The sequence below is a fragment of the Roseovarius tolerans genome (assembly GCF_028885395.1).
GTDB lineage: Bacteria > Pseudomonadota > Alphaproteobacteria > Rhodobacterales > Rhodobacteraceae > Roseovarius > Roseovarius tolerans.
On the sequence record NZ_CP118494.1, the window covers coordinates 600,377 to 618,677 of the forward strand.

At 64.7% G+C, this 18,301-nt stretch carries 21 protein-coding genes; 16 read left to right on the forward strand and 5 right to left on the reverse strand.

Features of this window, described 5'->3' with window-relative positions:
- The first annotated feature begins 83 nt into the window (after positions 1–83).
- The 9 genes from mbfA (at position 84) to PVU19_RS02895 (ending at position 8,067) form a co-directional block, all read left to right on the forward strand.
- Complete coding sequence (gene mbfA / locus PVU19_RS02855) at positions 84–1,061, forward strand: iron exporter MbfA (RefSeq protein WP_050662953.1); 978 nt, start codon at positions 84–86, stop codon at positions 1,059–1,061.
- A 251-nt stretch (positions 1,062–1,312) separates the two neighbouring features.
- Complete coding sequence (locus PVU19_RS02860) at positions 1,313–2,569, forward strand: PQQ-dependent sugar dehydrogenase (protein WP_050662952.1); 1,257 nt, start codon at positions 1,313–1,315, stop codon at positions 2,567–2,569.
- On the forward strand, positions 2,569–3,153 hold the full coding sequence (locus PVU19_RS02865) for a c-type cytochrome (protein ID WP_050662951.1): 585 nt from the start codon (positions 2,569–2,571) through the stop codon (positions 3,151–3,153). Before PVU19_RS02860 ends, PVU19_RS02865 begins: the two co-directional genes overlap by 1 nt.
- A gap of 138 nt (positions 3,154–3,291) precedes the next feature.
- A complete protein-coding gene (locus PVU19_RS02870) occupies positions 3,292–4,026 on the forward strand; it encodes a succinate dehydrogenase/fumarate reductase iron-sulfur subunit (protein ID WP_050662950.1) in 735 nt (244 codons plus the stop codon).
- Positions 4,019–4,351: a succinate dehydrogenase gene (locus PVU19_RS02875; protein ID WP_050662949.1), complete on the forward strand. Its 333-nt coding sequence runs from the start codon at positions 4,019–4,021 to the stop codon at positions 4,349–4,351. The genes PVU19_RS02870 and PVU19_RS02875 overlap by 8 nt, the downstream gene beginning before the upstream one ends.
- Positions 4,348–4,689: a succinate dehydrogenase, cytochrome b556 subunit gene (gene sdhC / locus PVU19_RS02880; protein WP_050662948.1), complete on the forward strand. Its 342-nt coding sequence runs from the start codon at positions 4,348–4,350 to the stop codon at positions 4,687–4,689. The genes PVU19_RS02875 and sdhC overlap by 4 nt, the downstream gene beginning before the upstream one ends.
- Entirely contained in the window at positions 4,689–6,443 is a 1,755-nt protein-coding gene (locus PVU19_RS02885; RefSeq protein ID WP_050662947.1) for an L-aspartate oxidase, read from the forward strand. Before sdhC ends, PVU19_RS02885 begins: the two co-directional genes overlap by 1 nt.
- Positions 6,440–7,399, forward strand: coding sequence for a fumarate hydratase (locus PVU19_RS02890; RefSeq protein WP_050662946.1), 960 nt, complete (start codon positions 6,440–6,442; stop codon positions 7,397–7,399). The genes PVU19_RS02885 and PVU19_RS02890 overlap by 4 nt, the downstream gene beginning before the upstream one ends.
- Positions 7,396–8,067, forward strand: coding sequence for a fumarate hydratase C-terminal domain-containing protein (locus PVU19_RS02895; RefSeq protein WP_050662945.1), 672 nt, complete (start codon positions 7,396–7,398; stop codon positions 8,065–8,067). The genes PVU19_RS02890 and PVU19_RS02895 overlap by 4 nt, the downstream gene beginning before the upstream one ends.
- A gap of 72 nt (positions 8,068–8,139) precedes the next feature.
- Here PVU19_RS02895 and PVU19_RS02900 read toward each other — a convergent pair whose 3' ends face one another.
- Both PVU19_RS02900 and PVU19_RS02905 read right to left on the reverse strand, forming a co-directional pair.
- Complete coding sequence (locus PVU19_RS02900; RefSeq protein WP_050662944.1) at positions 8,140–8,883, reverse strand: sulfite exporter TauE/SafE family protein; 744 nt, start codon at positions 8,881–8,883, stop codon at positions 8,140–8,142.
- Entirely contained in the window at positions 8,880–9,788 is a 909-nt protein-coding gene (locus PVU19_RS02905) for a LysR family transcriptional regulator (RefSeq protein ID WP_050662943.1), read from the reverse strand. The genes PVU19_RS02900 and PVU19_RS02905 overlap by 4 nt, the downstream gene beginning before the upstream one ends.
- A gap of 150 nt (positions 9,789–9,938) precedes the next feature.
- Here PVU19_RS02905 and PVU19_RS02910 point away from each other — a divergent pair, with 150 nt between their 5' ends.
- The 7 genes from PVU19_RS02910 (at position 9,939) to PVU19_RS02940 (ending at position 15,801) form a co-directional block, all read left to right on the forward strand.
- Complete coding sequence (locus tag PVU19_RS02910) at positions 9,939–10,916, forward strand: tripartite tricarboxylate transporter substrate binding protein (protein WP_050662942.1); 978 nt, start codon at positions 9,939–9,941, stop codon at positions 10,914–10,916.
- 80 nt (positions 10,917–10,996) lie between these two features.
- Positions 10,997–11,488: a tripartite tricarboxylate transporter TctB family protein gene (locus PVU19_RS02915; RefSeq protein ID WP_050662941.1), complete on the forward strand. Its 492-nt coding sequence runs from the start codon at positions 10,997–10,999 to the stop codon at positions 11,486–11,488.
- Entirely contained in the window at positions 11,485–12,975 is a 1,491-nt protein-coding gene (locus PVU19_RS02920) for a tripartite tricarboxylate transporter permease (protein ID WP_050662940.1), read from the forward strand. Before PVU19_RS02915 ends, PVU19_RS02920 begins: the two co-directional genes overlap by 4 nt.
- Positions 12,976–13,107: 132 nt before the next feature.
- Positions 13,108–13,548 carry a YeeE/YedE family protein gene (locus PVU19_RS02925; RefSeq protein WP_050662939.1) on the forward strand — a complete coding sequence of 147 codons (441 nt, stop codon included), beginning with the start codon at positions 13,108–13,110 and terminating at the stop codon, positions 13,546–13,548.
- Between the two features lie 3 nt (positions 13,549–13,551).
- Positions 13,552–13,986, forward strand: coding sequence for a DUF6691 family protein (locus PVU19_RS02930; RefSeq protein WP_050662938.1), 435 nt, complete (start codon positions 13,552–13,554; stop codon positions 13,984–13,986).
- Positions 13,983–14,867 carry an MBL fold metallo-hydrolase gene (locus PVU19_RS02935; RefSeq protein ID WP_050662937.1) on the forward strand — a complete coding sequence of 295 codons (885 nt, stop codon included), beginning with the start codon at positions 13,983–13,985 and terminating at the stop codon, positions 14,865–14,867. Before PVU19_RS02930 ends, PVU19_RS02935 begins: the two co-directional genes overlap by 4 nt.
- A gap of 73 nt (positions 14,868–14,940) precedes the next feature.
- Positions 14,941–15,801, forward strand: a complete 861-nt coding sequence (locus PVU19_RS02940; protein ID WP_050662936.1) for a helix-turn-helix transcriptional regulator — start codon at positions 14,941–14,943, stop codon at positions 15,799–15,801.
- Between the two features lie 121 nt (positions 15,802–15,922).
- Here the strand turns inward: PVU19_RS02940 and PVU19_RS02945 are convergent, their stop codons facing one another.
- From PVU19_RS02945 to PVU19_RS02955, 3 genes are read right to left on the reverse strand one after another with little or no spacing between them, the layout of a single operon-like run.
- Positions 15,923–16,747: an ABC transporter substrate-binding protein gene (locus PVU19_RS02945; RefSeq protein WP_050662935.1), complete on the reverse strand. Its 825-nt coding sequence runs from the start codon at positions 16,745–16,747 to the stop codon at positions 15,923–15,925.
- Between the two features lie 24 nt (positions 16,748–16,771).
- Positions 16,772–17,527 (reverse strand): ATP-binding cassette domain-containing protein, encoded by a 756-nt coding sequence (locus PVU19_RS02950; RefSeq protein ID WP_050662974.1) that lies wholly within the window; start codon positions 17,525–17,527, stop codon positions 16,772–16,774.
- A gap of 7 nt (positions 17,528–17,534) precedes the next feature.
- Complete coding sequence (locus PVU19_RS02955) at positions 17,535–18,242, reverse strand: ABC transporter permease (protein WP_082237620.1); 708 nt, start codon at positions 18,240–18,242, stop codon at positions 17,535–17,537.
- Positions 18,243–18,301: the final 59 nt, after the last annotated feature.

Below are 18,301 nucleotides of genomic sequence, written 5' to 3' on the forward strand. Positions count from 1 at the left end.
TTCACTTTACGCATTTGCGAGTTTGACCATTGAACATTCTGCCCGTATGGATAGATTAGAATCATTCTAAACGTAGGTTCGTCATGATTCCCGGTTTTTCCTCCCGCCGCCGCTTCAGGGATTTGTCCGAGCAGGAAATCCTCGCCCTCGCGATCTCCTCCGAAGAAGACGACGCGCGTATCTACCGCTCCTATGCCGAGATGCTGCGCGCCGATTTCCCCGACAGCGCCGCCATGTTCGATGGCATGGCGCGTGAAGAGGACGGCCACCGTCAGCGTCTGATCGAACTGCACCGCAGCCGGTTCGGGGACGTGATCCCGCTGATCCGCCGCGAGCACGTGGCCGGGTTCTACGCCCGACGCCCGATCTGGCTGGTCGAAAACCTCGGGATCGAGCGCATCCGCGACGAGGCAGAGGCGATGGAGCGCGATGCCGAAACCTTCTATCTCAAGGCCGCGCAGCACAGTAGCGACGCCGCCACCCGCAAGCTGTTGGGTGATCTCGCCGCCGCCGAGGCGGGCCACCAGACCCGCGCCGAAGAGTTGCAGCAAGAGCACCTGAGCGGCGACGCCCGCGACGCCGAGGAGCGCACAGCCAAGCGGCAATTCCTGCTGACATGGGTGCAGCCGGGACTTGCCGGTCTGATGGACGGCTCGGTCTCGACGCTGGCCCCGATCTTTGCCACGGCCTTTGCCACGCAGGACACCTGGACCACCTTCCTCGTGGGTCTGGCGGCCAGCGTCGGCGCGGGCATCTCCATGGGCTTCACCGAGGCCGCCAGTGATGACGGCGAATTGTCCGGGCGCGGCAGCCCGTTCAAGCGGGGCCTCGCCTCGGGCGTGATGACGACCGTGGGCGGCCTCGGCCATGCGCTCCCCTATCTCATCCCGGATTTCTGGACCGCGACGATCATCGCCTTCGTGGTCGTCTTCATCGAACTCTGGGCGATTGCATGGATTCAGAACAAATACATGGAAACCCCGTTCTTCCGGGCGGCGTTTCAGGTGGTTCTGGGCGGCGCGCTGGTCTTCGCGGCGGGCGTTCTGATCGGCAGCGGCTAACGACTTTCACGGCCCTGATCGCGCCACGCCCGACCCCCTCCTTTTGTCTGTGTCGGATCGCCGCAGCAATATCTTGCGCTTTGGGGAATCTGGGGTAGGCTCTCGCCTTGTGAATGCAACGTAAGCGGTATTCGCGACCGGTGTGCGAAGGGGAGAGCGCGCGCCACTTCGGCATCGTGATGTCACATGCCGAAGATCGGTCCGCCGGTAATCCGGCGGCCGGACATACAGACGTATCTGGGAGGAACCATATGAAACATCTGCTGTCATCCATCGCAACGCTCGCCCTTACCGCCGGTCTGGCGCAGGGTCAGGCGGCAAACGTACCGGACAATCTCGACAAGCTGTCGAATTTCCAGACCACCGGCGTCACCGACTTCACCTTCATCGAGCAGGGCGGCGACTATGCCGAGGGGATCAAGGCCACGCTCGACAGGGTCACCCTGCCCGACGGCTTCAAGATCGAGCTTTATGCCGTGGTGCCCGATGCGCGCCATATGGCCGTGGGGCCGCAAGGCATCGTGACCTTCGTCGGCACCCGCAAGGACAAGGTCTGGTCGGTCACCGACCGCAACAAGGATCGCGTCGCCGACGAGGTCAAGGATTTCGCCCCTTCGCTGCAATTCTCGATCCCCAACGGCCCCTGCTTCTCGCCCGACGGGTTTCTCTATATCGCCGAGCAGAATCGCGTTCTGCTCTTCCCCGCCGCCGAGTTCTTTTATGAAAGCCCCGACGTGGCGGCGTTCAATCTGGTGGCCAAGGGCGATTTGATTCCGGAAGAGCAGGAAAGCTTCAACCACACCGCGCGGGTCTGCGATATCGGGCCGGATGGCAAGATCTACATCTCGCTCGGCCAGCCGTTCAACGTGGCGCCCAAGGAAAACCTCGACATCAACACGAAATGGGGCATCGGCGGCATCATCCGAATGAATACCGACGGCACGGGCCGCGAGGTCTATACCTACGGCGTGCGCAACTCGGTCGGCCACGATTTCCACCCCGAGACCGGCGAGTTGTGGTGGACCGACAATCAGGTCGACGGGATGGGTGATGACATTCCGCCCGGCGAATTGAACCGTCAGACCGAGATGGGTCAGCATTTCGGCCACCCTTGGTTTGGCGGCGGTGATGTGCGCACCAACGAATACAAGGGCGAAGAGGTGCCCGTCGATGTGGTGATGCCCGCCGTCGAAACGGTGGCCCATGCCGCCGATCTTGGCATGGCCTTCTATACCGGCAGCCAGTTCCCGGCCAAGTACAAGAACGCGATCTTCTCGGCGCAGCACGGATCGTGGAACCGCACCGAGCCGGTGGGTGCGCGGGTGATGGTGACCTTCATCGACGATGAGGGCAACGCCACGATGGAGCCCTTTGCGACAGGCTGGCTGACCGAGGATGGTGAATATCTCGGGCGTCCGGTCGATGTGGCGCAGCTGCGCGACGGCTCGATCCTCGTGTCCGATGATCTGGCCGGCGCGCTCTACCGGATCTCCTACGAGGGCAATTGATGCGACAGATGATGTTGCTGGCACTGGGCGGGGTTTTCCTCGCCCAGATGTCCTATGCCCAGGAGGTGACGGGCGATGCTCAGGCCGGGCGCAAGCTGGCCATGCAATGCCGCACCTGTCACGGCATCGAGGGGCACGCGAAAATGCCCATCGTGCCGCATATCGGCGGTGAGAACCCGTCCTATATCGAGCATCAGCTGACCGCCTTTCGCGACGGCCAGCGCGTGCACGAGATGATGAGTGTGGTGGCGCGCGGCCTCAGCGATCAGGCGATCGCCGATCTCGCGGCGTGGTACAGCGCGCAGGAACCGGTGGCGACGCTTGGCCCGGGACAGGACCCGGCCAACGCGCCCGAGGCCTGCATCGCCTGCCACGGTGCGGATGGCATCGCACAGATCGAGGACGCGCCAAATCTGGCGGGTGAGACGGTGATGTATATCGACACGCAGCTCAAGGCGTTCCGCACCGGCAAGCGCACGCATGACGTGATGAGCGGGATTGCCGCCGAGATGACCAATGACGAGATCCGCGCCGTTGCCGAATGGTATTCCTCGGTCGGATTCGAGGTGAATCCGGCGCAATAAAGACGAGGGGCCGGTCGGTGATCGGCCCCTTTTATTGAAAGCCGAACTAACAAAAAACATTAGAATTAATTCCTTTTTGTTAGCTGCGCTGATATTTATAACCAAGGTCACATCCAATCCAACCGTCCGGGGGGACATGTGACCACCACGCCCGACACCTTGCGCGTCACAGTGCAGCGCGGCACGGCAGCGGCGCTTCGGCGCGAAACCTTCGACGTGCCCGCCTATGAAAATCAGACGGTTCTGGACGTGGTGACATGGATTCAGCAGATGGCGGATCCAACGCTCAGCTATCGCTTCGCCTGTCGGGTCGGCATGTGCGGCTCTTGTGCGATGATGGTCAACGGCGTGCCGCGCTGGACCTGCCGCACGCATGTAAAGAAGGTCGCCGCCGACGGCGAGCTCGACATCGCGCCGCTGCGGAACCTGCCGGTGATCAAGGATCTCGCCGCCGACATGGACCCGTTCTTCGACAAATGGGTGGCCGCCGAGGCGCGCCTGCATCCCTCCGCCGGGCGCGACGACGCGTTCGACCCTGTCACCTCGCAAGAGCCCGCCCGCGCCGAGGCCGATCTGGGGATCGAATGCATCAATTGCGGCATCTGCTATGCGGCCTGCGATACGGTGGCGGGCAATCCCGACTATCTCGGTCCTGCCGCGCTGCAACGCGCCTGGACCCTGCTCAACGACAGCCGCGACGCGGATCGCGACGGCATCCTCGCGGCGGTGTCGGGCAAGGGCGGCTGTCACAACTGCCATTCCATGGGCAGTTGTGCGCAGTATTGTCCCAATGATCTCAACCCGATGCGCGCGATTGCGGGGCTGAAGCGCGAGACGGTGCGCGCCGCGTGGGGGCGCAAGCGCGATGCTTGATCTGCGGCTCTACATGGCGCAACGGCTGAGCGCGCTGGTGATGGTGCCGCTCGTTCTGGGGCATATCGCGGTGATGATCTACGCCATTCAGGGGGGCCTCTCCACCGCCGAAATCCTCGGCCGCACGCAAGGCAGCCTGCTGTGGTTCCTGTTCTACGGCAGCTTTGTGATCGCCGTCTCTGTCCACGCCGCCATCGGTCTGCGCGTCATCGCGCATGAATGGGGCGGGCAAAAGGGGCGCACGCTCGACGGGCTGATGTGGGCCGTGGGCGCGGGGCTACTGGCCTTGGGCGCGCGGGCGGTTCTCGCGGTGACGCTGCCATGAAACAACCGCCCCGCTCTCACCCCCTGTGGCTCGCCTTCCTGCTGCACCGCCTCTCGGGGCTGGCGCTGGCGCTTTTCCTGCCGGTGCATCTGTGGCTTCTGTCCCAAGCGGTCACGTCACCCGCCACCCTCAACGGCTTCCTTGCCTTCGCCGAACACCCGCTGGTGAAGCTTGCCGAGTTCGGCCTCGTCTTCCTGCTGGCGGTTCACATGGGCGGCGGTCTGCGCCTCTTGGCGCTGGAATTCCTGCCGTGGTCCGACCGGCACAAGACCTACGCCGCCGCAGCCATCGGCGCGGCGCTGTTCCTGTCCGGCACATTCTTCCTGAGGGCGATCTGATGGCGCATATCGACCGGCACGATACCGATATCCTGATCATCGGCACCGGGGGCGCGGGCCTCTTCGCCGCTCTCCACGCGCAGCAATCCGCACCTGAGGGCACGCGGATCACCATCGCCGTCAAGGGCCTCATCGGCAAAAGCGGCTGCACCCGGATGGTGCAGGGCGGCTATAACGTCGCGCTTGGCGGTGGTGACACGGTCGAACGGCATTTCATGGACACGATTCAGGGCGGCAAATGGCTGCCCAATCAGGACATGGCGTGGAAGCTGTGCGAACAGGCGGTGGTGCGCATCCACGAGCTGGAAAACGAGATCGGCTGCTATTTCGACCGCAACCCCGACGGCACCCTGCATCAAAAGGCCTTTGCCGGGCAGACCGCCGACCGCACCGTGCACAAGGGCGACCTGACCGGCATCGAGATCATCAGCCGTTTGATGGAGCAGGTTCTGGCGCGGCCAGTGGACAAGCTACAGGAACACCGCGCCATCGGCCTCATTCCGACGCCAGACGGCAGCGCGCTGGCGGGTGTGCTATTTATCGACATGCGCAGCGGGGGCTTTCGTCTTGTCAGGGCCAAGACGGTGCTGATGGCCACCGGCGGCGGCCCGACCATGTACAAGTACAACACACCGTCGGGCGACAAGACGATGGACGGGCTTGCCATGGCGATGCGCGCGGGGCTGGAACTCCGCGACATGGAAATGGTGCAGTTTCATCCCACCGGGCTGCTGGCCGGGGACCATACAAGAATGACTGGCACGGTGCTGGAGGAGGGCTTGCGCGGCGCGGGTGGGCAGCTGCTCAACGGGGCCGAAAACCGCTTCATGTTTGACTATGACCCCAAGGGCGAACGTGCCACCCGTGACGTGGTCAGCCGCGCGATCTATGCCGAGATGCGCAAGAACAACACGACGGATAATGGCGGCGTGTTCATTTCGATGTCGCATCTCGGCCCCGACCATGTGCGCGCCAAGTTCCCCGGCATGGTCAAGCGCTGCGCCGATAGCGGGTTCGACCTCGCAGGCGGCCTCGTCGAGGTGGTGCCGACCGCGCATTACTTCATGGGCGGGGTGGTGGTGGACGCCGACACGCGCACGGCGATGGAGGGGCTGTATGTGGCCGGAGAGGACGCGGGCGGCGCGCATGGTTCCAACCGGTTGGGCGGCAATGGTGTGGCCAATTCCACCGTCTATGGCGGGGTGGCGGGCGATGTGATGGGCGCGGATATCCGCGCCATGGGCGCGCTGCGCGACCCCTGCCCGGAGGCGTTGCAGGCCGAAGTGGCCCGCGCCTTGCAACCGCTCAGCCGCACCCCCGGCCTCGTGCAGCCGATGCGCCACGCCCTGCAAGAGGCGATGTGGGAAGATGTGGGCGTGATGCGCAACGCGCCCGGCATGGAGCGCGGGCTGACCCGTATCGCCGGGATCTCAACCGAGTTGATGGAGGTGGGCGTCGCGGGCGATGACCTCGCCTTCAACCTCACCTGGCATGACTGGCTGAATCTGCGCTCGCTTTGTGATATATCTGAGGCGATCACGCTGGCCGCATTGGCCCGCGAAAACTCGCGCGGGGCGCATTACCGCGAGGATTTCCCCGAGACGGGCGATCTCGATGCGTCCTACTTCACCGTGGTCACGCAGATGGGCGAGACGCTCGATGTGCGCCGCGACCCGGTTCAATTCACCCTTGTGCGCCCGGGCGAGACGATCATGCCCGACGGCGCACCCGAAACACTGGTGGCAGCACAATGATACCGATTGATGTGATCGAGAAAACCGCCGGAACGCTGATGGACAAGGCGGCGATCGAGATCCCCGACGATTACCTGACCGGGCTGCAACACGCGGCCGAGACCGAGGATGGCGATCTGTCGTCTTTCGTCCTGCAAGCGATGCTGGAGAATTACAAGGCCGCCAAGGAGGATCGGCGCGCGATGTGCGGCGATACCGGCTGTCCGCGCTGGTACGTCAAGATGGGCAACGAGACGCAGATCGAGGGCGGGCCGGTTGCGCTCGAAGCCGCGCTGCGCCGGGCCACGGCGCAGGCGACCGACGGCGTGCCGCTGCGGCCCAACCGGGTGCATCCGCTCTGGCGCACCGATCACAACAACAACGTCGGCATCGGCGCGCCCGAAATCGAATATGGCTACGAGCCGGGGGGCGAGTGGATCGACCTCATCACCGTGCACAAGGGCGGGCTTTTTGGCACCGATTACCGGATGCTCTTTCCCTCCGACGGGATCGAGGGGATCAAGCGGTTCTATCTCGACAGCCTCGTGGCCTTCGGCAAGCGCGGGCTGGCCTGTCAGCCGGCGATCATCGGCATTGGCCTCGGCGGCTCCAAGGACACCTGCATGGTTCTGGGCAAGCGCGCCGCCTGCCTGCGCGTGGTGGGCAGCGAAAACCCGGACCCAAAGATCGCGGCGCTGGAGCGCGAGTTCAAGGATCTGGGCAACTCCATCGGGATGGGCGCGATGGGGTTTGTCGGCAAGAACATGGTCGTCGATTGCAACATCGAGGTCGGCTATTGCCACACCGGGGGCATGCAGATGTCGGTGCATGCCTTTTGCCTCTCGTCGCGCCGCGCGGTGGCGCGGGTCTACGCGGACGGCCGGGTGGAGTATCGCACTGATCCCGACTGGTTCACCCCCTATCAGCGGCGCGAGACGGTCGAATGGCCGGGCAGCGCGCAGGAGGCTGCCGAATGACCAAACCCCGCGAAATCCGCCTCAGCACCACGCCGACGCCCGAGGCGCTGGCCGAACTACGCCTCGGCGATATCGTCTATCTCGATGGTCTGCTCTACACCGCGCGCGAAGGCGTTTATAAGCGGGCGCTGGAGGAGCAGGCGAATATCCCGATGGAATTGCCGGGCGAGAGTGCGGCGAATTTCCATTGCTCACCTGCCGCCGCAATCCGCTCTGACGGCAGTTTCGACATGGGCGCGGTGACGGCGACGGCGTCGTTCCGATTTGCCAAATGGCTGCCGGAATGGATGGAAAAGACCGGCGCGCGGCTGATCATCGGCAAGGGGGGCATGTCCTCGAAGGACTACAAGGAATACTTCGTGCCGAACGGCGCGATTTACCTGTCGACCGTGGGCTATGGCACCGGCGCTTTGCTCGGGCGCGGGATCGAGACGGTCGAGGCGGTGCATTGGCGCGACGAGTTGGGCCTCGCGCAGGCGATGTGGGTCATCCGCTGCAAAAAGATGGGGCCGTTCATCGTGGCGTCTGATCTGGACGGCAATTGCCTCTTCGAGCGCGAGAATGCCAAGATCGTGCAAAACCTTGACCGGGTCTATGAAGGCACCCGCCCGGCGACGCTCAAACGCTATGGCGAAACCGATGACCGCTCCGACGAGGTGATCGGCTAGAAAGCCGTTTGCAAACGGCTTTCCCCGCGATTTCGAAATCGCGGTGGAACGCCCTTGCAAGGGCGTTCTCGCTCAAACCAGTTCGCGCGCCAGAAGCACTGCGCCGGAAATGAAGGTCATGGCAATCAGGAGCCGCCGGAAGGCTGCATCCGGCAGGCGCTTGAAGATCGCGATGCCGAGTTGCGCGGCGATGACCGAGAGCGGCAGGGCCAGCGCGAGGTAGATCAGCGTCTCGCGGGTGTAGGCGCCCTTCACCGCGAGAGCGGCGGCCGTGAGCGCCAGAACGGTCACGTTGAAGGGTTGCAGCACGGCGCGCGTCTCGGCCTTGGGCCAGGGGCGCAGGGCGCACCACATCATCGGCAGCGCCCCCGAGAGCGAGGCGGCACCGCCCAGCACCCCGCCCGAGAAGCCCACGATCATGTCCCAGACCGGTGTCGGGCGCTCAAAGCGGGGCAGATGCGTGCGCAGGCTGAAATAGCCGCCATAGAGGATCAAAAACCCGGCGACCCCCAGTTTCAGGCTGCGCGCGTCCAGCACCGATAGCGCCAGCACGCCCAGGGGTATCCCCATGATTCCGGGCAGCAGGAACCGTGTCAGGCGGCGCGTGTTGGCCCCGATGGCATGGCGCACGATCCAGAGCCCCTGCAGACCGGTGAGCGCCGAGAGCACGACGACCACCGCCACCGCCTGCACCGGTGGCATCACGTTGAGGAAAAACCCGAGCGCGAAAAGCGCGGTGCCAAAGCCCGCCAGCCCGTTGATCAGCCCGCCCGCAAGGGCCCCCGCAGCGACATACAGCGCGATCTCGGGCGTCATGCGGGGGCGCCCGCCGGGGCCGGTGTGAAGGCTCCGATCCCGACCGCGCCGAGCAGGGCGGTGTGGATCTCCTGAATGACCCGGATGCGGGGATTGTCGCGGCGATGCGCAAGGGTCAGTTGGCGGATGGGCGCGCCCTCGGGCAGGGGCAGGCGGCGCAGGGGCAGGGGGTTTGCGCCGCGCACGCAGCGCGACGGCACGATCGAGACGCCGAGCCCCGCCAGAACCATGCTGGAGATCGCCTCCAGCCCCTGTAATTCCATCGTCACGTTGACCGCGATCCCGCTGTCGCGCAGCCAGCCGTCGATCAGCCCGCCCACCACCGCGTCGCGGCTGAAGCGGATGAAAGGGTGTTGCGTCAGAAGGGTGCGCACATCGTCGCCTATGGTGTCCTCGGGGGCCAAAAGCTCCATCGGTTCGCGGGCGATGTCGGCATGGTCGATCTCGGGCGGCAGCGGGCCTTGCCGCGACAGCACCGCACAATCGAGTGCGCCGCGCTCGACCTCGGCGATCAGCCCGGTCGTCATGCCGGGCACGATGCGCACATGCAGGTCGGGAAAGCTCTGTTTCAACAGGCGCACCGACAGGGGCGTCAGGCCGGTCAGCGTTATCGGCACCGCGCCGAGCGAGATTTCGCCCTGAAACCCCTCATCGCCCAGAACCGACGGCACAATGCCGTCATAGGCGCGCACGATCTCGCGTGCCCGGGCCACGAGAGCCCGCCCCGCCGGGGTAAGTTCCGGCGTGCGCCGCGAGCGGTCGAAGAGGGCCAGCCCCCATTCCTCCTCAAGGCTGCGCATTTGCTGGCTGACGGCGGCATGGGTCACGAATACCGCATCGGCGGCGGCGCTGAAGGTCTTGTGCTCGTCCACCGCGATCAGGGTGCGTAGGCGTCGGATTGACATGGCCTGCCTTTACCGTAAGCTTTACTAACCCAAGCTGTAACGGAATATTGCTTATATTAAGGTTGGCTTAAAGTTACACCTGAACCGGCAGGCGTTGCAATCCGCGATCACGACCCGCGCCGCAACGCCCCGACAGAGGAGGAGGACAGAATGAAACTGAGACATCTGGGCGCGTTTTGCGCCATGGGTCTGGGGCTGGCGGCGGCACCCGCGCTGGCCGAATATCCCGAACGCCCGATCAACATGATCATTCCCTATGGCGCGGGCGGCGCCACCGACATTTCCGCGCGCACCATCGCCGAGCCGCTGGGCACGGCAGTGGGGGGCACGCTGGTCATGTCGAACATCACCGGCGCAGGCGGGGCCACCGGCTCGGTCGCGGTGCAGAATGCCAAGCCCGACGGCTACACCATGCTGTTCGCGCGGGTGGGGTCCCATTCGGTGAACCCGGCGATGAAGGCCACACTGCCCTATACGCTCGACGATTACCGCTTTGTCACGGTCTACGAGATCAACCCGGTGGCCTGTGCCGTGCGGCCCGACTCCGGTATCGAGAGCATGGAGGATCTGGTCAGCCTGACCGAGAGCGAGGGCACCAGCTACAGCTCGTCGGGTGTGGGCTCGATGCTGCATCTGGCGGCGGTCTTCGTGCTGGACGAGTTCGGCGTCAAGGACCCGCTGGAAAAGGCCACGCATATCCCGCAAAAGGGCGGCGGTGCCGCAGCGACGGCGGTGCTCAACGGCACGGCGACGTTCCTGTGCACCAACACCTCCGCGCTGGCGAGTTTCGTGGCCAATGGCCAGTTGAAGCCGCTCATGGTCACCACGGATGATCCGGTGCCGGGCTTTGACGCCCCCTCGGCGAGTTCGCTTGGAAAATCCGATCTCACCCAGCTGGTCGGCTGGACCGGGATTGCCGGGCCGGATGACCTGCCCGATGACGTGGCCGCCAAATGGGGCGAGTGGATGGCCGAGGCGGCCGGAAACGAGAAATTCGTCGAGCAGATGACGGCACGCGGCTCGGTGATCGAGGTGATGAGCCCGGAAGAGGCAAACGACTTCATCGAGACCCAATACGAGACCTTCCGCACGCTGGTCGACAAGCTTGGCATGCGGATCGAAGGCTGAGGCCCGATTGACAAAACTCCCGGGCGCGGCTGTCCTGCGCCCGGGCAATAAAGCCGTTATCTGATCGGGGAGGGTCAGGTGTGAGCCATCGGGCAATGCAGGTGCAGCTTGGCATCGGGGCCATCATCGCGGCCCTTTTTCTCATCCTCTACGCCATTCCGTACTGGGTTTCGTCGCCCAGCAATGTGCGCAATATCGTGCTGTCACCGCTGTTCTGGCCCTATATTCTCGGCGGGCTGACGGGGCTGATCGGACTGGCGCTTGTGCTGACGGGGCGGCAGCGACTGGGCGGCGGCGATCCGGTGAACGAGCCGATTGACGATCCCCGCCAAGGCATGATGCGCCTCGCTGCAATGGCGGTGCTGATGATGGCGACCTTCTGGGTCATGCCCTGGCTCGGCATGGTCTGGACCTCGATGCTGGCCTTCGTTGCGCTCGCCTTTCTGGTCAAGACGCGCCACCCGGCGACGGCCTTCATCTGTGCAATCGTGGTGCCGCTGGTGCTTTATGCCTTCTTCGCGCATGTGGCGAGCGTTGCCATCCCGCAGGGTGAACTGGTGAGACTGCCATGAGTCTGATTGACAGCGTGATGGCGGGGCTGGCCCTTGTCGGCAACTGGGAGGCGTTCCTGTCACTGGCCATCGGCGTGGTGATCGGCGTGGTGGGCGGCGCGATCCCCGGCATTTCGGCGACCATGGCGGTGGCGCTGGCGCTGCCCTTCACCTTTCCGATGCAGCCGATCAACGGCATCCTGCTGCTGCTGGGCGTCTACAAGGGCGGCATTTTCGGCGGCTCGATCCCGGCGATTCTGATCAAGACGCCGGGCACGCCCGCCTCATCTGCCACGATCCTCGACGGCCACCCGATGGCCGAACGGGGCGAGGCGGGGCGCGCGCTGGGCATGGCGCTCTGGGCGTCCTGCACGGCGGATTTCGTCTCGAATCTGGCACTGATCTTCTTTGCCGGGTTCCTTGCCTCCTTCGCGCTCAGTTTCGGCCCTCCGGAATTCTTCGCGCTGATCCTGTTCTCATTGACAATCATCGCCGGTGTCTCGGGCGAGAGCCTGCTGCGCGGCGCGCTCTCGGCGCTATTGGGGCTTTTGCTCGCCACCATCGGCCTCGATCTGGTCTATGGCACCAACCGCTTTACCTTCGGCGATCCGAACCTGATGGGCGGGCTGAATTTCATCGCCGTGCTGATCGGCCTTTTCGCGATCCCCGAGGTCATCAACATGGTCTGGCACCCCACCGGCCACATGGGCAAGGTGCAGAAGCTGGGCAGCAAATGGGTCACCTTCGCGGAATACAAACGCTGTTTCCGTTCGATCATCCGGGGCAGTTTCATCGGCGTGTTCCTCGGCTCCATCCCCGGTATCGGCGCGGCGCCTGCGGCGTTCCTCAGCTATTCCGAGGCGCGGCGCAAATCGCCCAACAAGGCCAATTTCGGCAAGGGCGAGATCGAGGGCGTCGCGGCCTCTGAGGCGGGCAACAACGGCGTGGCGGGGGCGACGCTCATCCCGCTTCTGGCGCTGGGCGTGCCGGGGGACGTGATCACCGCGATCATCATCGGGGCGTTCATGGTGCACGGGCTGCAACCGGGGCCGATGATGTTCGTGCTCAACGTCGATATCATCTACGGCCTCTTCATCGGCCTGATCCTGTCGTCGGGGATTCTCTTCGTCGTCGGCGGGCTGGCCATTCGCGGCTTCCGGCCCGTGGCGGATATCCCCAAGCGCATCCTGATGCCGATGGTGCTGGTGCTGTGCATCTACGGGGTGTTTGCGGTCAACAACAACATCTTCGACGTCGGCGTGATGTTCGTGATGGGCTGGGTCGGCTTCGTGATGTCGCGCTATCACATCCCCGCCGCGCCCTTCCTCATCGCCTTCATCCTCGGGCCGCTGCTCGAGGATAATTTCCGCCAATCCATGCTGATGTCAGGCGGCAGCCCCGAGATCCTGCTGCGCGGGCCGATCACGTGGTTCTTCTGGACGCTGACGGTGATTGCCATCGTGGCAATCACGCGCGGCACGATGCGCGCGGCACAATCCGAAGGCTAGGCGCTGCGCGGTCACGTTTCTGTGGACGCTGGATTAGCCCTGTAAAAAACGACAGCTCTTTCATATATTCAGTCATGAATATGTATCGGCGCGCCCTCAGGCGCTCCCATGACGGATGAAGGAAGACGACAAATGACAGGGTTCGAGACGGAATTCACCCCGCTCATGTCACTGGCGGGGGGCGTGTTGATCGGGGCATCGGCGGTCTTGCTGATGTTCCTGCAAGGCCGCGTGATGGGGGCCACGGGCATTCTCTCGGGTCTCGTGACAGGCACCGCGCCCGGCGACAAGGGATGGCGCGCGGCGATGGTCGCGGGGATGATCGCGGGGCCCTTGCTGGTGCTGGCGGTGACCGGGCAGATGCCTGCCGTCGATGTGCCCGTGAGCTGGCCGATGATTGCGGTCGGCGGGTTCATCGTGGGCATCGGCGTGACCTATGGCTCGGGCTGCACCTCGGGGCACGGGGTTTGCGGCAACGCGCGGCTCTCGCCCCGCTCGATGGTCGCCACGCTGACCTTCATGATCACCTGCGGGATCATCGTCTATGTCATTCGTCACGTGATGGGGGGCTGAGAGATGCGCTTGCTGTCCGCTTTCGTCGTCGGCCTGATCTTTGGCGTGGGGATCGCCATATCCGGCATGATCAACCCGGCCAAGGTGCTCAATTTCTTCGACATCGCCGGAACATGGGACCCGAGCCTGATCTTCGTGATGGGCGGCGCGCTGGTGACCACCTTCATCGGCTATCGCGTCGTGCTGCGACGTGATAAACCTGCCATCGAAGAGAGGTTCCAACTGCCCACGGCCCGCGATATAGACGCGCGCCTCGTCGGCGGCTCTGCGGTCTTCGGCATCGGTTGGGGCATTGCCGGGTTCTGTCCCGGTGCCGCCGTGCCGGCGCTCGGCTCGGGCAAGGTCGAGGTCGTGGGCTTTGTCGCCGCCTTGCTCGTCGGGCTGTGGGTGGCGCGCCTCGTTCAGGCGAAACAGGCAGGACGGAAGGCCATGGCATGAGCGACAACCCGGTGAACATGGAGTTGCATCCGCAGGTCGAGGCGTTCTTCGACGCGGCCACCAACACGATCAGCTACGTGGTGAAGGACCCGGGCTCCAACGCCTGCGCGGTGGTCGATAGCGTGATGGATATCGACATGGCCGCCGGGCGCATCACCTACGATCATGCCGACGCGATGATCGCCCATATCGAGCACGAGGGGCTGAGCCTCGAATGGATCATCGAGACCCATGTGCATGCCGATCACCTGAGTGCCGCGCCCTACATTCAGGAGCGTCTTGGCGGCAAGATCGGGATCGGCGAAAAGATCATGATCGTGCAGGATGTCTTCGGCAAGATCTTCAACGAGGGCACCGAGTTTCAGCGCGACGGGTCGCAATTCGACCGGCTTTTCAAGGATGGCGACAGCTACACCGTGGGCAGCATGCAGTGCTTTGCCATCCACACACCGGGCCATACCCCCGCCTGCATGGTGCATGTGATGGGCGATGCGGCGTTTGTCGGCGATACGCTCTTCATGCCCGATGGCGGCTCGGCGCGCGCCGATTTCCCGGGCGGCGATGCGGGTGAGCTTTACGACAGCATCCGACGGGTCCTGAGCCTGCCCGATGCCATGCGTCTCTTCATGTGCCACGACTACGGACCGGGTGGCCGCGATATCGCGTGGGAGACGACGGTCGCCGAGGAGAAGGCCAACAACATACACGTCGGCGACGGCAAGACCCGCGAGGAATTCGTGCGCTTCCGCACCGAACGCGACGCGCAGCTCAACATGCCCCGGCTGATCCTGCCGTCCTTGCAGGTGAACATGCGAGCAGGCGAAGTGCCGCGCGACCGTGACGGCAACCCGATGCTGAAACTGCCGGTCAACCGGCTCTGAGTACGCTTTCCTGCTGATTTCCGGCTTGGAATGGGCTAGGAACAAGGCACTGCCGCAGCGATCCGGAGAGCCGATGGACCCCGCCTATCTGACCACCAAGGAAGTCGCCGACCTGCTCCGCGTGCGCGAGCGCAAGGTCTATGACATGGTGGCGACAGGCGAAATTCCGCATCGCAAGATCACCGGCAAGCTGCTCTTTCCGCAAGGCGAACTCACCGCCTGGATCGAGGGCGAGGGCGCGCTGCGCCCGTCCATGCGCCCGGATCTGGTGACCGGCTCGCATGATCCGCTGCTCGACTGGGCCCTGCGCGAAAGCGGGGCCGGTCTGGCGACCCTCTGGAATGGAAGCTTTGACGGTCTGGCAGGCTTCGCCGAGGGGCGCGCGGGCCTTGCCGGGCTGCACATCCCCGATGCCGACGGCTGGAACATCGCCGCGCTTGAGGCGGCGGGGCTGCGCGACGCGGTGCTGATCGGCTGGGCGGCACGGGAACGCGGCCTGATCCTGACGCCCTCGGTGGCGGACATGGTGCGTGATTTTGGCGATCTGCGCGGGCGGCGGGTGATCCTGCGGCAGGAGGGGGCCGGCACCACGGCGCTCTTTGATCGCCTGATGCGCGAGGCCGGGCTGGCCCCCGGTGACATCCTCACGCCCACCAGCCCCGCCCATACCGAAAGCGACGCGGCGGCGGCGGTGGCGGCGGGCGAGGCCGAGGCGACGCTCGGCATCGAATCCATGGCGCGTCAGTTCCGCCTCACCTTTCGCCCGCTGTTGCAGGAACGGTTTGATTTTCTGATCGACCGGCGGATCTATTTCACCGACCCCGTGCAGCGCCTTGTCGCCTTCATGCGCTCCGACACGATGGTAGCCAAGGCTGCGGCGCTTGGCGGTTATGATCTCACCCCGATGGGGCAGGTGCGCTGGCTGTCGCCCTGAGGTCGGAGAAGGCCCTTGCAAGGGCCTTCCCACGCGCTTTGCAAAGCGCGTGAAAGCGGCGTGGACGCCGCTTTGTAAGCCGTTTGCAAACGGCTTTTGCGCGCAACCCGATGGATCAGGATCAGCCCCCGGCGTTGGGGAAGAACAGCTGCTGGCCATCGACCTTGTAGCCCGCGATGGCGGCCTGCCCCTCATCCGAGAGCACCCAGTCGATAAACGCCTGCCCGGCCTCGGCCTTGACGCTTTCATGCTTCTCGGGGTTCACGAGGATGATGCCATACTGGTTGAACATCTTGGGGTCGCCCTCGACCGCGATCTGGTACTCGCCCTTGTTGCCATAGGCGATCCAGGTGGCGCGGTCGGTCATGATATAGGCGTCCATCGCCGTCCCGGTGTTGAGCGTCGCGCCCATGCCCGATCCCGTCTCGCGATACCAGCCGCCCGAGGCCGCCTGCGCGTCGATCCCGGCCTCTTTCCACAGGCGCAACTCGGCCTTGTTGGTGCCGCTGTCATCGCCGCGCGAGGCAAAGGGGGCTTCGGCATCTGAGATCTTGGTCAGGGCCGCAACCACGTCGCTCATCTCCGCAACGCCTGCGGGGTCGGCGGGCGGGCCGACGATGACGAAATCGTTATACATCACATCCGCGCGGCTGACGCCATGCCCCTCAGCCACGAATTTCTCTTCGGCGGGTTTGGCATGGACAAAGAGCACGTCGCCATCGCCATTGGCGGCATTCTTGATCGCTTGGCCCGTGCCCACGGCCACGACCCGCACCTCGATGCCGGTCTCGTCCTGAAACATCGGCAGGATGTGATCGAACAGGCCCGAATTCTGCGTCGAGGTGGTGGATTGCACCACGATGAACTCGTCCTGCGCCTGTGCCGCACCGGTCCCGAGGGCCAGTGTCGCGCCGAGGGCAAGCGAAAGAAGGTGACGTCTGAACATTGCGTGCTCCGTTTTGGTTTGGGGTTAGTGGTCGGTTGCAGTGTAGAGCCGCCCCTGCGTCCAGGCGCGGGCGGCCTCCGAGCGCGGTGCGCCCAGAACCTGGTCGAGCGAGCCGCGTTCCGCGACGCGCCCGGCATGGAGAAAGATCACCTCGTCGCCCATGCGCCGGGCCTGACCCATGTCATGGGTGACCATCACGATGGTCACGCCGCGTTTGTGGGCGGCGTTGACCAGTTCCTCGATCATCTGGGTCGAGGCCGGATCGAGACTGCTGGTCGGCTCGTCAAGGAACAGCAAGTCCGGCTCGCACACCAGCGCGCGCGCGACTGCAAGGCGCTGCTGCTCGCCGCCCGACAGCACCCGCGCGGGATGCGTCGCGAGATCGGTCAGCCGCGCCATCTCGAGCGCCTCGTTCGCCCGGTCGGCGCGGGCGCGGCCTGCAAGCCCGTGGACCTTCAGCGCGAAATTCAGATTGGCCAGCACCGAGCGGCGCAGCATGACGGGGCGCTGAAACACCATCGCCTGCGCACGGCGCGCGGCGCGGTCGGGGGCATGGCCGCGCCACAGAACCTGACCCGCAGAGGGCGTCAGCAACCCGTGCAGCAGCCGCAATAGCAGGCTCTTGCCGCTGCCATTCGCGCCCATCACAAGCGTGCGCTTGCCCGGCTCAATCTCCAAGTCAATGCCGTGGATAAGGGTCTGCCCGCCCGCCGCAAAGCGCAAGCCCCGCGCCTCCAGCAGCGGTTTCGCCGTCACGGGGCGCTCGGTAAGGATATCCATCACCGTGTCACGCATAGGCCGCCCGCACCGCCGAGGCCCGGAGCGCCATGACAAGCGCGTTGACGATCACCGCCAACGCCAGAAGCAGCACACCGAGTGCCAGTGCCAGTTCGAGATTGCCCTTGGAGGTCTCGAGCGCGATGGTTGTGGTCATCACCCGCGTCACGTGGTTGATATTGCCACCAACGATCAGCACCGCACCCACCTCGGCCACCGCGCGGCCAAAGCCGGCAAGTGCCACCGTCAACAGGCTGTAGCGCGCATCCCACAACAGCGCAGACACGCGTTCACGCGCCGTCAGGCCGAACGAGGCGAATTGCTCGGCATATTCGCCGTGCAGGTCCTCGACCACCTGTTTCGTCAGCGCCGCCACGATGGGGGTCACCAGAATGGTCTGCGCGATGATCATCGCCGTAGGGGTGTAGAGCAGACCGAGCACGCCCAGCGGTCCGGCATTCGACAGCATCAGGTAGACGAAAAGCCCCACCACCACCGGCGGCAGCCCCATCAGCGCGTTGAGCAGCACCGTCGCCACGCCGCGCCCGGGAAAGCGGAACGCGCCCACGATTGCGCCCAAGGGCAGGCCGATCAGGCAGGCGACCGCCACCGCCGTCAGCGTCACGCGCAACGATAGCGCGACGATCTCGCTCAGGTCCCGATCCCATGTCAGGATCAGGCCGAGCGCCTCTGCCATGATGTCGCCAAAGCTGAACACGTGCGTTTTCTCCCCTCGTCGGGAAAAAAAGCACAAAAAGACATATCAATCCAGAGCCA

Coding starts and splice junctions, on each gene's coding strand:
- mbfA (WP_050662953.1), top strand. CDS start 84: ATGATTCCCGGTTTTTCCTCCCGCCGCCGCTTCAGGGATTTGTCCGAG.
- PVU19_RS02860 (WP_050662952.1), top strand. CDS start 1,313: ATGAAACATCTGCTGTCATCCATCGCAACGCTCGCCCTTACCGCCGGT.
- PVU19_RS02865 (WP_050662951.1), top strand. CDS start 2,569: ATGCGACAGATGATGTTGCTGGCACTGGGCGGGGTTTTCCTCGCCCAG.
- PVU19_RS02875 (WP_050662949.1), top strand. CDS start 4,019: ATGCTTGATCTGCGGCTCTACATGGCGCAACGGCTGAGCGCGCTGGTG.
- sdhC (WP_050662948.1), top strand. CDS start 4,348: ATGAAACAACCGCCCCGCTCTCACCCCCTGTGGCTCGCCTTCCTGCTG.
- PVU19_RS02885 (WP_050662947.1), top strand. CDS start 4,689: ATGGCGCATATCGACCGGCACGATACCGATATCCTGATCATCGGCACC.
- PVU19_RS02890 (WP_050662946.1), top strand. CDS start 6,440: ATGATACCGATTGATGTGATCGAGAAAACCGCCGGAACGCTGATGGAC.
- PVU19_RS02895 (WP_050662945.1), top strand. CDS start 7,396: ATGACCAAACCCCGCGAAATCCGCCTCAGCACCACGCCGACGCCCGAG.
- PVU19_RS02900 (WP_050662944.1), bottom strand. CDS start 8,883: ATGACGCCCGAGATCGCGCTGTATGTCGCTGCGGGGGCCCTTGCGGGC.
- PVU19_RS02905 (WP_050662943.1), bottom strand. CDS start 9,788: ATGTCAATCCGACGCCTACGCACCCTGATCGCGGTGGACGAGCACAAG.
- PVU19_RS02910 (WP_050662942.1), top strand. CDS start 9,939: ATGAAACTGAGACATCTGGGCGCGTTTTGCGCCATGGGTCTGGGGCTG.
- PVU19_RS02920 (WP_050662940.1), top strand. CDS start 11,485: ATGAGTCTGATTGACAGCGTGATGGCGGGGCTGGCCCTTGTCGGCAAC.
- PVU19_RS02925 (WP_050662939.1), top strand. CDS start 13,108: ATGACAGGGTTCGAGACGGAATTCACCCCGCTCATGTCACTGGCGGGG.
- PVU19_RS02930 (WP_050662938.1), top strand. CDS start 13,552: ATGCGCTTGCTGTCCGCTTTCGTCGTCGGCCTGATCTTTGGCGTGGGG.
- PVU19_RS02935 (WP_050662937.1), top strand. CDS start 13,983: ATGAGCGACAACCCGGTGAACATGGAGTTGCATCCGCAGGTCGAGGCG.
- PVU19_RS02940 (WP_050662936.1), top strand. CDS start 14,941: ATGGACCCCGCCTATCTGACCACCAAGGAAGTCGCCGACCTGCTCCGC.
- PVU19_RS02945 (WP_050662935.1), bottom strand. CDS start 16,747: ATGTTCAGACGTCACCTTCTTTCGCTTGCCCTCGGCGCGACACTGGCC.
- PVU19_RS02950 (WP_050662974.1), bottom strand. CDS start 17,527: ATGGATATCCTTACCGAGCGCCCCGTGACGGCGAAACCGCTGCTGGAG.